Genomic DNA, 14,782 nt, shown 5'->3' with positions numbered 1-14,782 from the left:
AGCTAAAATGTTTCAAATTGTGTTTGAAATGCAGTACTGTAAATCAGCTGTTCTTTAACCGCAGAAGCTTCGGCCAGCTTTACGATCGTTCCTGATTGTACCAGATCAATGGTTGTCTGCATCATTTCATACATGATCTGGTCCTGCTCCAGGTGAACAACTTTTGAACGTACAAAATCATGTATGGCGCTGATGAGCTTTCCCGATTTTAGTGGCGCATGATAATCCATGGCCTGCGCAGCACAAAAAAGCTCTATACCCAATATTTTTTCTACATTTTCTATTACCTGCAGTGCCTTACGCCCACTAATAGAACCCATACTTACATGGTCTTCCTGCCCCAATGAGGTAGGAATACTATCGGCACTTGCCGGAAAACAAAGGCCTTTATTTTCACTTGCCAAAGCAGCCGAAGTATATTGTAAGATCATAAATCCTGAATTCAGTCCCGTTTCCCGCATCAAAAGCCTGGGCACAGCCACTGTATTCCCTTCCAGCGAAAGATAAATCCGGCGATCTGAGATGTTGCCCATCTCGGAAGCTGCCAAACAAGCATAATCCAGGGGCATAGCTATAGGCTGCCCATGAAAATTCCCACCGCTTATGGTCAGCTCTTCGCTAAAAATAACCGGATTATCTGTTACCGAATTGATCTCTGTCTCCAGTATTTCTTTTAAATGTAACCATGCGTTCCTTGAAGCACCATGCACCTGAGGGATACAGCGCAACGAATACGGATCCTGTACTTTTGCACAATCTCTATGCGCATTTACAATTTCGGAACCAGTAAGCAAATTGCGGATATTGGCTGCAACATGCTGGTTGCCTTTATATGACCGCAGCAGGTGCAGCTGTTCATCAAAAGGTCTTGCAGAGCCCATTAACCCTTCCAGCATCATTGCTGCAACAATATCTGCTGTAGCCAGCACATTATGAAAACGGGAAACCACTTTTACTGCATGGGCAGCAATAAATTGTGTACCATTGATTAAGGCCAGCCCTTCTTTTGCGGCCAGTACAATGGGTTTCAGCCCCTGTTCTTTCAACAGCTTTTCTGTTGAAATGATCTTCCCTTTATAATGTACTTTTCCGAGGCCAATTAAAGGAAGAAAAAGATGGGATAAAGGTGCCAGATCGCCGGAAGCACCTACAGAACCCTGTGTAGGTACCACAGGTATCGCCCCGGATTCCAGATGCCAGATGATCCGGTCCAGCGTATTTTCCTGTATACCCGAATAACCCATAGCCAGGGCATGCAATTTAAGCACCAGCATCAATCTCGAGAGTTCTTCATCTATGGGTTCACCAATGCCTACAGCATGGCTCTTTAAAATATTTTCCTGCAATTTACGGGTATCTTCGGCAGAGATCATGGTGGTACACAGCGGACCAAAGCCTGTATTGATGCCGTAAACAGCTTTGTCGGCCAAAGCAATTGCGCCCACTATCCTGCTGCTTTCCTGTACCTTCATGCGGGTATCCGGATTTAATACACCTCTTATCGTACCCCTGCTGATCTCCAGGGCCTTACTGGCCGTCAGGAAGTCTGATCCGTAATTAAAAACCTGTTTAGCACTCATTTTTACCATCTTTTACACAAAGATAAACCCTATCTTTGATTCGTATAAATACCATTTACATCATTAAACAATAACCATGGGTTATCAGATAGAACTCAGACACTTGAAATATTTCCAGGTACTGGCCGAAGAACTGAAGTTCAGAAAGGCCGCAGAGCGACTGTTTATATCCCAGCCTGGCCTTAGCCGTCAGATCATGCAGATGGAAGAAATATTCAATGTTGCCCTGTTTGACCGCAGCAAGAAAAAAGTAGAACTTACTGCAGCCGGCTTATATTTAAAAGATGAAGTAGATTTTCTTTTCAACCACCTCGAAACCGTCAAACGTCAGCTGGATAACATTGGACAGGGCAGGGAAACTGAACTCCGGATAGGCTTTTTGGGTTCGGCAGTACAAAAGATTGTCCCGGAACTGGTACTCGGTTTAAATAAGGAATATCCCGGCATACAGACCATTTTAGACGAAATGCCGAATAAAATGCAAATCGAGCTGTTGGAAAAGGATAAATTAGACCTGGGTTTCGTTCGGCTGCACCGTCTTCCTGAGGGGATTTCCCGGCACCTGGTTCAGCAAGAGACCTTCTCTTTGGTACTTCCAAAGCAACATCCCATAAATGAGTTTAATTTTAAGGGGATAGCTGAGTTCAGTAATGAGCCTTTTATATTTTTTTCCAGTGAGGACAGTCCTTTTTACCATGACCTGATTACGAGTATCTGTGAAGACCATGGCTTTCGCCCCAAAGTTTTTCACCGGTCTGTAAATGCCTTAACCATATTCAAACTGATAGAAGAAGGAATGGGACTTGCCATTGTACCCACTTCCCTGCAATACGGGTACAACCTGAACGTCAGGTTCATTGAACTTAAAAACATCCCCCAAAGAACAGAACTATACGTGGCCTGGAAAGCATCAAACCGGAACCCGGCACTAAAAAATGTAATTAAATTGCTGCGCAAATCCATTCCAGAATTATTGGTTACAGCTAAAACTGCACCCTGAAAACATGCATCCCATCCTGATAAGTATACCCAACCTGCCAGTCATTTAATATACATATTTGCTTTACGATGGAAAGACCCAGGCCATTCCCCTTATAACCAGGTGCCCCCTTGCCGAATCTTGAAAACAATTTCGATTCGGGAAATGCCAGAACTGCGCCTTCATTCAAAAAAGTAAATTCTTTATCATTTAATACTATGCCTATTTTTGCACCTGATGCCGTGTGCGACAAAAGATTGGAAAGCAGGTTAGTAATCAGTATCTCCATTAAAAACAGATTGGCAAATACCTGTTTATCCATCAGTTGAAATTTAACAGAAAGATTTTTATGCTGAAAAAGGTCTTCCATCATTTCATAACTGTTCTTCAGCAATTCATCCAGTTGCAAGCTTTGCTTATCCGCAAAACTATTATTTTCCAGTTTGGCCAGCAGCAGCAAACCTTTATTCACTTTACTCAAACGAGTAACTGCCAGTTTTGCATCATTCAACGGCTTAATCAAGTTCGCATCAAGCGCAATCTGGCTCATACTTTCCAGACTGGCCTTTAAAATGCTCAATGGGGTTTGTATTTCATGCGAAGCATTTTCGGTAAATTCTTTTAGTGCTGTATACTCTCTTTTCCCCCTTGCCGCAAGGTCGGTAAGCACCATATTCATTTCCTTAAATTCGGTTACATTGGTACGGGTAAGCTGCAATTCTTCCTTTGAACTTACAGAATAACCTTTCATACGTTTTAAATTGATCAGAAATGGTCTCCAGATCTGCCGGCTGATAAAATAGTTGAAAAGTGTTCCGATTAAAACCAGGGTTACCGCAATGGAAATGAAAATAATAGCAATGGTTTTAGAATAATTTTCCCAGCCTATGTAAGTAGTCATCACCCTGATCCGATAAGGTATTCCCCATATCCTTTTGCTTTCCTCAAAATAATAGTACCCCTCATTTACTTTCTGCACATGATCATAGATCAGTGTATCTTTGAACATTTTGGGCATCTGCATCAGCTTTTCATTATCTTTTCTGATTGTAACCAAAGGAAAATCAATCTGCTTCCCCCGGCCCAGCTCTTCTGCAACCATATCTAACTGAAGTTCCAGTTGTTCTTCTATCTCACGGGAGATTTCATTTCTAAGGAAAATGAACAGCAGAATCCCGGCAAGCCCCAACACGACAGCGCTGAGCAGAAAATGGTACAGGCTTATTTTAGATACCAGCCGCATCAGCAGGTAAATTTATAGCCAATCCCATAAACCGTTTTGATATAGTGTTTACCCGATAGCCGGGTTAATTTTTTTCGCAGATTGGTGAGGTGCATATAAAGCGTATCGAAATTTACGTGCTGATCGAAATGATCGCCCCACAGATGCTCGGAAATGGACGCTTTGCTCAATACACGGTTTTTGTTTACCACAAAGTAAACCAGCATTTCAAATTCTTTTTTAGTTAACGAAACTGGCTCACCAAGATAAAAGAACAGTTTAGCCAGGGGTTCAATGGTAAAATCATCAAAAAGGATCTCGACTGTACCCCTGAGGGTTTTGCGGCGGTAAAGGGCATTGATCCTGGCACTCAGTTCTTCCAGGAAAAAAGGTTTGGTCAGGTAATCATCGGCCCCCAGATCAAGTCCCTCCAGCTTATCCGACAGGGAATTCCGGGCCGACAGGATCACGATGCCCGTTTCGGCGTCCCGTTGCCTGATGTCGGCAATCAGGTCCATACCTGTACCATCTGGTAAGGTAATGTCAAGCACCACTACATCATAACGGCTGTTCAATATTTTGTCCTCGGCCTGCGAAAAACTCACTGCCTGGTCGCAGGAAAAGCCATGTGACCTGAAGTACTGCTCCATTTCTTCAACCAGCACAGGTTCATCTTCTACCAATAATAACTTCATACTGCCGACCTCTTTTTTATGCTTTGATACTTTTTTTCATTCTTTAGAACTTCTTTAGAATCTCCTTACATCTTTGCTGCAAGATTAGTACTTATTTAGACTTAATACAAACAATATTATAAAAATAACATAATCCAATAAGAAATGAAAAATAAATACTTTAAAAGTTCAATGTTCATTGCACTGGTGGTAGTAGGTCTTGCGTCTTGTAAGAAAGACAAAAACGATGATATCCCCCCTTATGATGTTCCGACAACTTATAATTTTAGTGATGCCAATTATGCAAGCTCTACAAGCAGGGTTAGAATGTGGCTGGAGCAAAATACTTATGCAGGAACCGGTAATACTGGTGCTGCAGCTCTAAGCGCTGCAAAGGCAAACGATTTTTGGAACAACACTAACAATCCTTTTACAGATGCTACGTTAAACACTTCCGGCGTAAATATAGCCGGAAAAATTACCGATGGTCCTACCTATAAAGCCTATTTTGATGGATTGGTTACCGTTAGTCAATCTTTAGGAGCTACTGCTGCCAGCAATGGAACTGCAGGTTTCGTTAATCGTACAGCAACTGGTAAAATAGCTGTTGATGCGAAAGGTGTAGAATATACTCAGGCTATTGCAAAAGGGTTAATGGGAAGTTTATTGTTTAAGCAAGCTGTTGATTTGTTAACTGCTGTAAAAACAGATGCTACCATAGCGCTACAAAAACAACATTTTGATGAAGCATTCGGTTATTTGGGAGTTCCTGCAAATTACGATCCTACTATTACTTATGCCAATACACTTCCGGTAGCCGAAAGACCTTTGGCCTGGGGCGGATATTTGGCCGAACGTGGTAAAGGTATTAAAGCTGGCGAAGTAATTTTTAATGCCTTTTTAAAAGGAAGAGCTGCAATTGGTGCCAAAGATGTTAAAGTACGTGACGAGCAGATCCAGATTATTTTAGAGAAATGGGAGCAATTAGCTGCTGCTGCTGCATTAGAATATGTTACCTCTCCTACTACCGGAGATCTTGGTTTAGGTGCATTGCCAGGTGTTAAGTTACATGCCTTATCTGAAGGTTGGGGCTTCATCGCTGCTTTTAAATACAGACCCGCAAGCAGTAAACTTACGGCAGCGAATTTCACAAAGCTGAATGATATCATCAACACCAGCTTTTATACATTGTTAAACGAGCCTGGCTATCCAAAACTGGTTGAAGCTCAGGGAATATTAAAAGCAACATACGGCCTTTAATATTCAACTAAAATATATTAATATTAAAACTCTCTGTACGATAAAGTACGGAGAGTTTTTGAGTTTAAAAAAAATATGATGGGTAAAATAAATAAACCGGGAATCGCTGTTCTATCAATGTTATTGATACTCTTTTACATTTCGTGCTCTAAAAAAAGTAACCCTGCTGATGATAAAACAACAAATGGTTTTGATAAAACAGCAATGTTAACCAATTATGCCGATAAATTAATTATACCGGCATACGAGCAGGCACAGCAAAAATTAACAGGGTTACAAACTTCCGTAAATGCTTTTCTGGCTACACCGAACTTAACCAATCAGGCTGCGTTAAAAATTGTTTTTAAGGATACTTATTTACAGATCGAGCGTATTTCTGTACTGGAATTTGGTCCTTCCCGGGATAATTCTTTGGTAGGTTTTATCAATACCCTACCTGCCAACACAATGAAAAAAATTGGTGAAAAAACTGATCTGGCTATAATGGAAGAGAATATTGCCAGCGGCAATTGGAATTTGGTGCAAAACTCGGCCGTACACCAACAAGGTTTCCCGGCTTTAGACTATTTATTTTTCGCTAATGATGCCCTTGCAAAATTTACAGATGCCAATAGTACCAACCGTAAAAAATATGTACAAGATGTATTAAACAGAATAAAATCTCTTTTAGATCAAACTTTGTCAACCTGGAAAAATACTTACCGTGGCCAGTTTATAGCAAACACACAAAGCAACTCGGGCAGTCCGATTAGTTACCTGCTAAACCAGTTTGCTTACGAAATGGATATGCTTAAAGGTCCACGCATCGGATGGCCCTTTGGCACCCAATCTGGTGGTATTCAATTTCCCGAACTTTGCGAAGCTTATTATTCCGGTCTATCTCTTGATTTGGCCATTGAGAACATGAACAGCCTTAAAAATATGTTTACTGGTGGTAACAGTGGTAAAGGAATTGCTGATTTGCTGGCAGCGCTTGGCAACACATCGCTAAAAGACGAAATATTAAACCAGTTTAATGTGGTTGATTCAAAATTAAAAGCCATTCCGGCCCCCTTATCATCAGCATTAGCAAACAATAAGCCAGCTATTGAAGATGCAAACAAAGAAATACAACTTTTATTGAGGCTTATTAAAACAGATGCGGTATCTAAATTAGGCGTACAGATTTCTTATGTAGATAATGACGGCGATTAACAAAGCCATAAAATGGATAAAATCACCCACATCTATTGCTCCTCTGGTTACTTTCAGGGTGCTGTTTGGTATCTTGATGTTGTTAAGTACCATTCGTTTCTGGATAAGGGGATGGATCACCACACAATATGTTGATCCGACATTTCATTTTACATTCATAGGCTTTGACTGGATCCATCCTTTGGGAAATGTTGGCATGCACCTGGTATTCTTTTTCATCGCTGTTTCATCATTGTTCATTGCATTGGGCTTTTGTTACAGGTTCGCAATGGTTACATTCTTTCTGCTGTTTACCTATGTAGAGTTAATTGATGTTACCTATTATCTTAACCATTATTACTTTATAAGCGTAGTCAGTTTTTTAATGATCTGGCTTCCGGCAGGCCGTTTTTTTTCTCTTGATGTAAAATTTAATCCGGCCTTAAAGGTTACTGAGGTTCCAAGGTGGACTGTCGGGTCTATCCGCCTTCAACTTGGGCTGGTCTATTTTTTTGCAGGATTGGCAAAATTAAATTCAGACTGGTTACTGGCTGCCCAGCCTATGAAAATATGGCTACCTACAAAGAGCCACCTTCCCTTAATTGGTTCATTGATGTATGAAGAATGGGTGGCTTATTTTTTTAGCTGGTTTGGAGCGGCTTACGATCTTTTTATTGTTTTCTTCTTATTGATCCGCCGTACCCGTTTTATCGGGTACCTGATGGTACTGATATTTCACATCGCTACTGCCATATTTTTTCCGGCTATCGGCATGTTCCCTTATATCATGATGGTTTGTACCCTGGTATTTTTTAGTGGGGATTTTCATTTAAAGCTGATCCGTTTTTTTAACCCTCTCTTTTCTGGTGTTGAGAATAGATCTGTTTTTTTTAAGCCGGTTTACCAAAATGAACGCTTATGGATCTTCGGCTTGTTTTTTCTTATTCAGATCGTTTTGCCTATGCGATACCTCGCTTATCCAGGCCCCTTGTTCTGGACTGAAGAGGGGTACCGGTTTTCCTGGCGGGTGATGTTGATGGAAAAGGTGGGGACAGCGATATTCTCCATTCGTGATAGTCAGACAGGAAATCGTTACGAAGTTAATAACTCAGAATTCCTGACCACGCAACAGGAAAAAATGATGAGTACCCAGCCCGATCTGATCCTGAAGTACGCACATTATCTTGCGGATGTTTATGTGCGGCGAGGAATCAAAAAACCTCAGGTTTATGGCGAAGTTTATGTAACGCTGAACGGCAGGAGGTCTGCCCCGTTTATTGACAGCAAGGTGAACCTTGCCGATCAACAACTTAGTTTTAAACATTACAAATGGATCTTGCCATTTAATATAAATCACGACTTATGAGAATAACCGGCATCTTGTTTTTTTGTCTTCTGCCTTTTTTTATCCGTGCACAGCAACTGGAAATATCCGGAAAAATTAAATTCCGTGAAACAGCAGCAGAAGGTGCAACCATAACTTTAACTACAGTAAATCAGCGTAGAATAAGTGATGCGAATGGTGGCTTTAGTTTTAAAGGACTGCCATCCGGAAAATATCATGTCCGTGTATCCTTTACGGGAGCCAGGCGCTTTGATCAAACTGTTGAAATAAAAGATAAAAGCATTGATATTGTTGTAACGCTTGAGGAAGCACAAGCTGTGCAGTTGGATGAAGTTGATGTCACCAGGGTTAACGATCGGGTTGCCGATAAGCTGATGCAGGTAGAAGGAACTGCAATTTATGCCGGAAAAAAGACTGAGGTCATCAATTTAAAAAACATCAATGCCAACCTGGCTACCAATAATGCAAGGCAGGTATACGCCCGGATTGCCGGTCTGAATATCTGGGAGTATGATGGTGCTGGGCTACAATTGGGTATTGGTGGTCGTGGCCTGAACCCCAGCAGGGTATCAAACTTTAATATGAGGCAAAACGGATATGATATTAGTGCCGATGCTTTGGGCTATCCAGAAAGCTATTATACCCCACCAACCGAAACTTTAGATAGAATAGAAATTGTACGGGGTGCCGCAAGCTTACAATACGGCACACAATTTGGCGGTATGATTAATTTTAAGATGAAAAAGGGTCCTACAGATAAGCAACTTGAGTTTACAAGCAGGCAAACCCTCGGCTCGTTTGGTTTTTTCAACTCTTTTAACAGCGTTGGCGGACAAGTAAAAAAACTAAATTATTATGCTTTTTATCAATATAAAAAGGGTGATAGCTGGCGACCAAACGGTCACTTTGACCAAAATACCGCTTATGCCCACCTAGATTATGCCTTTACCAACAAACTAAAGTTAACTGCCGAATATACCCATATGGACTACCTGGCACAACAACCAGGAGGCTTAACCGATGAACAGTTTGAAGCAGATCCTTCAGTATCTGTAAGGGCTAGAAACTGGTTTAAGGTAAAATGGAATTTATTTAACTTAAGCCTTGATTACCAGCTCGGCGAGCATACCAAACTCAATTGGATAAACTATCATTTAGCTGCTGGCAGGGAAGCTTTAGGGGTTTTAAGCTATATCAATCGCCCTGATCCGGGTGAAGGCACACCAAGGGATTTGATGGCTGATAAATATGACAATTACGGTTCAGAACTCAGGGTATTGCACCAATACAGTTTATTTAACAACCAGACCAGCAGTTTACTCATAGGTGCAAGAGCATATAAGGGGTTAACATTTAAAAAACAGGGCGATGCAGATACGGGATTAGGACCTGATTTTAACTTTTTAAACAGTCAACCCAATAAGTCCGATTTCCGGTTTCCGGGTACAAATTTAGCCTTGTTTGCGGAGAACATTTTTCAGATAACCAGTAAATTGAGTATTACCCCCGGTGCCCGATTCGAGTATATTTATACCGGCGCTAAAGGAAATTACACACAATTTCAATTTGGTGTTCCCGATTTGACAAGAACCGACAACAAAAGCAACCCACGCTCATTTGTTCTCTTTGGCATAGGCACTTCTTATAAACCACACCCTACCATTGAACTTTATGCCAATATTTCCCAAAACTACAGGTCAATCAATTTTACCGATTTAAGGGTACAGAATCAAAATGCAAGGGTTGATTCTTTATTGAAAGATGAAAGAGGCTACACTGCTGATGGTGGTGTAAGAGGGAATTTAAAAGATTGGCTGTATTATGATTTAAGTGTATTTTATCTTAAATACAACGACAGGATTGGCTCAGTTTTTACCACCGATGCCAACAATATGATATACCGGTTAAGAACAAACGTAGCAGATAGCCGAAATATTGGTTTCGAAAGTTTGATAGAAGCTGATTTATTAAAGGCTTTTACTCAAGGTGCAAGTAAGTATAAACTGATGGCTTATACCAATTTTTCGTTAATAAATGCGCGGTATATCCATACAGATAATACAGCAATAAAAGATAAAGAAGTAGAATTTGTACCACCACTATTGTTTCGTACAGGGCTATCGTTCGGGAATAAAACATTTAATACCAGTTTACAATATGCTTACGTAGCACAACATTTTTCTGATGCTACCAATGCAGAAAGTACACCAACAGCGGTAGACGGTATTGTGCCTGCCTACCAAATTGTCGATTTTTCGGCCAGTTACAACTGGAAGTGGTTTACCCTGTCGGGCAGCATCAATAACCTGATGAACGAAAAATACTTTACACGCAGGGCAGATGGGTATCCCGGGCCTGGAATACTACCTTCCGATCCGCGTACTTATTATATGACCTTACAATTTAAATTATAACCTGGCATGCAAAAACCGGTCATCTTGTCAATGTATAACTTCCTGCAACAATCCCGGTCGATTTAACAATTCTGTTCCAGGAATTCATTTGGGCAATGGCCACTGTAAAGTTCGCAATTTCTGATTTTGTATAGTATTTAAGCAATTCATGATGAGCATGGTCAATATCCGATCCTTCCTCCATGCGTGTTAGCAATTCTGCATATTCAAGTACTGCACGTTCTTCAGGTGTATAATATGGCGCTTCTCTCCATGCCGATACAGAAATGAGGCGCTGAACGGTTTCCCCTGAATGCATGGCTTTTTTGGAATGCATATCCAGGCAATACGCACAGCCATTGATCTGCGAAATACGGATGTTCATCAATTCAAGCAGGTTGTGGTTAAGGCCACATTGATCAATATAATCCTGAACGCCTCTTAATGCCGCCATTAAACCTTGCGGAACTTCATTGTTTTTAATTCTTTCCATAATGATATTTTTTTATCCCTTACAGACAAAAAAACAACTTCAGATGTGACAGTTTGATGGAATTAATTTAAATTTTTCAGTTTATCCGGATTCCTGATGATAAACGTACGGATGATCTGCCCTGCTGTAAGGACAAAAGTAATACAGGTAACCAATTTGTCGCCCTGGTAATAAAACAAAGCTGGTTCCTGGTTAACAAAGCCTTCAACGATAATAGAATCCTCATAAAATTTGGTATAAAGGCCCATCAACAGGGCGGCTACAGACTTTCTGCCATGCACCGGCTTAATGGCCGCCCTGGCTTTACCGCCACCATCCGATACCGATACAATATCCTCGTTCAGTAAATTCTCCAGGCACTGCATATCACCAGACTGCAGAACACTCAGGTACCTGCCTAAAAAAGATTGCGGCACCCGGTCAGGCAGCAGCTTTGGGTTCCCAATGCTTTTTTTCGCTCTTGCAAGTAGCTGTCTGGAAAGATCGGGCTTAATATCCAGTACGTTTGCAATTTCAGCATGCTCATAATCAAAAGCCTCCTTTAAAATAAATACCGCCCGCTGTCTGGGGTTTAACTTTTCTAAAAGTACCATCAGCGAATAGGAAAGGATTTCTTTCCGGTTAATTCCGGCATCTGCTTTTTCTGTAGCCACCGGTTCGGGAAGCCACTCTCCGGGATAATCCAGTGCCTGCTTCTTTAGTTTTTTCTTTTGATTGATTGCATGGTTGATCACCATTCTGATGAGGTAAGCCCTGACATGCTCAATATTTTCCTGATCCAGAGCCAAAAACTTCAGCAATACATCCTGCACTACATCCTCTGCATCGGCTAAAGAGCCACAAATATGATAGGCATAAGTTTTTAGGGTTGGCCTTAATTGGCTGATAACTTCCGAAAAGGTCATACCAGCGCCTATTTTCCCTGGTCCTGTTGTTTCAGGTTCCGCTCAATCAGTGTCACCATTTCTGCAAATTCCTTTTCAGTATAACCCACAGACTGGTAAATAATTTTGCCGTCCTGATCAACAATGATGTTCCTTGGAATGGACTGTATTGCAAACTTTTTAAATATCCCGCGGTCTTTATCCGGAAGTATGGGGAAGGTAAAGCCTTTCTTTTGTTTATAGGGTACCAGGATGTCCCAGCCTTCTTCCCTGCCAAAAACAAAAAAAACAAATTTAGGATTGTCTTTATATTTCTCCCATATCTGTTTTTGCACCAATGGCAGTTCTGTATTACATGGTGGACACCAGGTAGCAAAAAGATTAATCAAGATCAACCTTCCTTTATAATCACTGATGTTTGCCATTTTACCTTTCTCCAGCTCAAAAGAGAATTCCGGAACCCGATCACCAATTTTTGTCAATGTGTCCTGGTCTTGCTGCGCTTTCAAAGCTATAGGAAATAAAAAAAGTATAACCGATACAAATTTCAAGGCTACGGGCACTACATACAGCAAAATAGATATAAAGCTAAGTTTCATTACAGGTAAATTACACTGCAAAGCTAGTAAAATCTAAAGTATTAAGCGTACTGGTGCACGCATAAACGTGCCTGAAACTCTAGCAACTGCTTTTTACGCTTAACCAAATCCGTTTCGCGGGCTTTACTTACGTCATAACCTATGGCTTCAAATTGCTTTAAAGTATGTTCCAGTTCATAAAAATCGCGGTACTTCATCTTCAGTTCATCCAAAACATGACGCTGGGCAGCAATAAAATGGAAGTATTTAAAAATATGCTGGTCACGCTCAACCAGCGCCGCATTTAAAGTATCATACTCATTTTTAAACTCTGGTTTGCCGCTTAACTCATTCAGTCTGTTAATGGTCTGAATGGCTTCATCATTAAACAGCTGATCAAGGTGATAGATGGGAATTACTACAGGATTCTGGTAAATATTTTCCAGTTTCTCGGTGAAAGGATCTCTGTAATTGAAATAACCCATATACACATCCGGATAGTTTTTATCATATGCCATAGAAATGATCAATTTTTGGTTGTCTGGATTGTAAAGTAAAAAAATAAAACATAATTATCCTACAATCTGTTAGTATCTAAGTCAATTGTTAATATTTAACGCCTCATATATTCACCGCAATATGTAGAATTTTTACCACAATGAAAAAACAAAAATTACAACAACAGGAATTTGAAATTCGGATTGAATTAAACGGCGCGTCAAAAACCATCAAAATAAGCCCAAATGAGACAACAGATGGGGTTGAGTTTTTTAATTGTAACATAAATGATATAAACATAACCCAAATCAGAAAAGAAAAAGATGGCGACTGGGAACAAATATGGGGAAAACTTGACCCACATACAGTGAATGTGATCGGCGCTGCCATAACGGCCAAGATCGGCTAAGCATTTTAACTAAATCTAAATACCAAAAGCATAATGAGCATACATCAGACTAACCTAAAGCTGCGTTCGGGAAAATTTTCTATTGAAAAACATCATTACGAAAACATTGGTTTAAACGAGCGCATGGTTTCCATGTTTTTAGGCGGTATACTTGTCAGCCGAAACATTACACGCCCCTTCAGGGCTCCTTTCCTTTATGGCGCTTACCTGGCCTATCGTGCATTTACGGGGCGCTGTCTGATCTATGAGCGGCTGGGCATTGATGCGAGCAAGCCTCACGCGGTAAACATAAGGGGTGAATTTGTGATCGACCGCCCCCCACACGAGGTTTATACCTATTGGCGCAACCTTAAAAACCTGCCAGAGAGTATCAAACACCTGCTAAATGTTGAAATGGTTGATGAAAACCTTTCCCGCTGGAAATCGAATGTGATGGGAAATGTATTTGCGATCGACTGGGAAGCAGAGATCGTTAAAGACGAACCCGGCCGTCTGATCGGATGGCGGTCTGCACCAGGTACGATGATCCACCATGTAGGCAGGGTAGAATTCGGGGAAACAGCAGACCAGCTGGGCACGACCTTAAAAGTTGTACTCTCCTACCATCCACCTGCAGGCGGCATTGGTTTAGGCCTGGCCAAACTATTGAACCCTTATTTTGAAAGCCTGCTCAAAAAAGAGATCAAAAGTTTCAAACATGTTATTGAACGTGAACCTTATGCAGTAAACGGGCATGCAAATTATTAAGCCGTACCTACTTTGGCAATTAGTGTAAGTAAAATGCTGATCACATTTATCGCCAGTATAACAATTGTAACAATACCCCAAAACTTAAAAACTGATTTCATCTTTTTCATGGCTACCGTAAAATTTTCCTGATCAGCATATAGTACAGCCGTATTCGCTGCATTTGAATATTTAAAAAGCAAATAGCTCGGATAAAACAACATCAGTGAGATGCATAGAAAATAAACAGTTAAAAACGCTGCACCCAGCTTTACCAACGGACTTGAAGGGGCCACTGCGGTCATTGTTTCCATCAGTCCGTTTGCACTCAGGGCCATAAGGGCCAGAAAAGCAGCAAACACCAACCCTACAATAGAAAGAAACCTGGTCCATTTCGCCGTTTCATAAATATAGCTCCTGATCTCTTCGGTTACCAGTAAAGTTTCCTGTTCCTGACCTGCTTCTTCAACTGGCTCTGCATCTTCAAAATTATCCATAATTGCGCTTTAATTGTTCAATAGGGTTTATTACCCTAAACATAAAAAATATTTTTAAAAAATTGATACCT

15 protein-coding genes are annotated in these 14,782 nt (G+C 40.8%); 7 read left to right on the top strand and 8 right to left on the bottom strand.

Annotated elements, in window-relative coordinates:
* Nucleotides 1–2: 2 nt before the first annotated feature.
* Nucleotides 3–1,580, bottom strand: a complete 1,578-nt coding sequence (gene hutH, locus PHEP_RS06675; RefSeq protein ID WP_036674270.1) for a histidine ammonia-lyase — start codon at nt 1,578–1,580, stop codon at nt 3–5.
* Between the two features lie 76 nt (nt 1,581–1,656).
* On the opposite strand from hutH, the gene PHEP_RS06670 reads away from it, so the two are divergent.
* Nucleotides 1,657–2,580 (top strand): LysR family transcriptional regulator, encoded by a 924-nt coding sequence (locus PHEP_RS06670; protein WP_012781493.1) that lies wholly within the window; start codon nt 1,657–1,659, stop codon nt 2,578–2,580.
* Here PHEP_RS06670 and PHEP_RS06665 read toward each other — a convergent pair.
* Entirely contained in the window at nt 2,564–3,802 is a 1,239-nt protein-coding gene (locus tag PHEP_RS06665; RefSeq protein WP_012781492.1) for a sensor histidine kinase, read from the bottom strand. The two genes, PHEP_RS06670 and PHEP_RS06665, sit on opposite strands and share 17 nt — an antisense overlap.
* A complete protein-coding gene (locus PHEP_RS06660; protein WP_012781491.1) occupies nt 3,802–4,476 on the bottom strand; it encodes a response regulator transcription factor in 675 nt (224 codons plus the stop codon). Before PHEP_RS06660 ends, PHEP_RS06665 begins: the two co-directional genes overlap by 1 nt.
* A gap of 144 nt (nt 4,477–4,620) precedes the next feature.
* On the opposite strand from PHEP_RS06660, the gene PHEP_RS06655 reads away from it, so the two are divergent.
* The 4 genes from PHEP_RS06655 to PHEP_RS06640 all read left to right on the top strand — a co-directional run bounded on the left by PHEP_RS06655 (nt 4,621) and on the right by PHEP_RS06640 (nt 10,647).
* Nucleotides 4,621–5,715, top strand: coding sequence for a DUF4856 domain-containing protein (locus PHEP_RS06655; RefSeq protein WP_012781490.1), 1,095 nt, complete (start codon nt 4,621–4,623; stop codon nt 5,713–5,715).
* A 117-nt stretch (nt 5,716–5,832) separates the two neighbouring features.
* Nucleotides 5,833–6,909: an imelysin family protein gene (locus PHEP_RS06650; protein ID WP_162141640.1), complete on the top strand. Its 1,077-nt coding sequence runs from the start codon at nt 5,833–5,835 to the stop codon at nt 6,907–6,909.
* Entirely contained in the window at nt 6,896–8,254 is a 1,359-nt protein-coding gene (locus PHEP_RS06645; RefSeq protein WP_012781488.1) for an HTTM domain-containing protein, read from the top strand. Before PHEP_RS06650 ends, PHEP_RS06645 begins: the two co-directional genes overlap by 14 nt.
* Nucleotides 8,251–10,647, top strand: coding sequence for a TonB-dependent receptor (locus PHEP_RS06640; RefSeq protein ID WP_012781487.1), 2,397 nt, complete (start codon nt 8,251–8,253; stop codon nt 10,645–10,647). Before PHEP_RS06645 ends, PHEP_RS06640 begins: the two co-directional genes overlap by 4 nt.
* Before the next feature lie 19 nt (nt 10,648–10,666).
* Here the strand turns inward: PHEP_RS06640 and PHEP_RS06635 are convergent, their stop codons facing one another.
* From PHEP_RS06635 to PHEP_RS06620, 4 genes are all read right to left on the bottom strand, one after another.
* Entirely contained in the window at nt 10,667–11,119 is a 453-nt protein-coding gene (locus tag PHEP_RS06635) for a carboxymuconolactone decarboxylase family protein (RefSeq protein ID WP_012781486.1), read from the bottom strand.
* A 62-nt stretch (nt 11,120–11,181) separates the two neighbouring features.
* Nucleotides 11,182–12,024 (bottom strand): sigma-70 family RNA polymerase sigma factor, encoded by an 843-nt coding sequence (locus PHEP_RS06630; RefSeq protein WP_012781485.1) that lies wholly within the window; start codon nt 12,022–12,024, stop codon nt 11,182–11,184.
* 8 nt (nt 12,025–12,032) lie between these two features.
* Entirely contained in the window at nt 12,033–12,602 is a 570-nt protein-coding gene (locus PHEP_RS06625; RefSeq protein ID WP_012781484.1) for a TlpA family protein disulfide reductase, read from the bottom strand.
* Nucleotides 12,603–12,643: 41 nt separating this feature from the next.
* A complete protein-coding gene (locus PHEP_RS06620; RefSeq protein WP_012781483.1) occupies nt 12,644–13,099 on the bottom strand; it encodes a hypothetical protein in 456 nt (151 codons plus the stop codon).
* A gap of 140 nt (nt 13,100–13,239) precedes the next feature.
* On the opposite strand from PHEP_RS06620, the gene PHEP_RS06615 reads away from it, so the two are divergent.
* Both PHEP_RS06615 and PHEP_RS06610 read left to right on the top strand, forming a co-directional pair.
* A complete protein-coding gene (locus tag PHEP_RS06615; RefSeq protein ID WP_012781482.1) occupies nt 13,240–13,488 on the top strand; it encodes a hypothetical protein in 249 nt (82 codons plus the stop codon).
* A 33-nt stretch (nt 13,489–13,521) separates the two neighbouring features.
* A complete protein-coding gene (locus PHEP_RS06610) occupies nt 13,522–14,235 on the top strand; it encodes an SRPBCC family protein (protein ID WP_012781481.1) in 714 nt (237 codons plus the stop codon).
* On the opposite strand, the gene PHEP_RS06605 is transcribed toward PHEP_RS06610, so the two are convergent.
* The gene (locus tag PHEP_RS06605; protein WP_012781480.1) at nt 14,232–14,711 is read right to left on the bottom strand and encodes a hypothetical protein; all 480 of its coding nucleotides are present in this window, start codon (nt 14,709–14,711) and stop codon (nt 14,232–14,234) included. The two genes, PHEP_RS06610 and PHEP_RS06605, sit on opposite strands and share 4 nt — an antisense overlap.
* Between the last annotated feature and the right edge of the window lie 71 nt (nt 14,712–14,782).

Source organism: Pedobacter heparinus DSM 2366 (assembly GCF_000023825.1).
In the GTDB taxonomy this organism is placed as follows: Bacteria; Bacteroidota; Bacteroidia; order Sphingobacteriales; family Sphingobacteriaceae; genus Pedobacter; species Pedobacter heparinus.
This window is presented reverse-complemented; position numbering and strand designations above follow the sequence as displayed.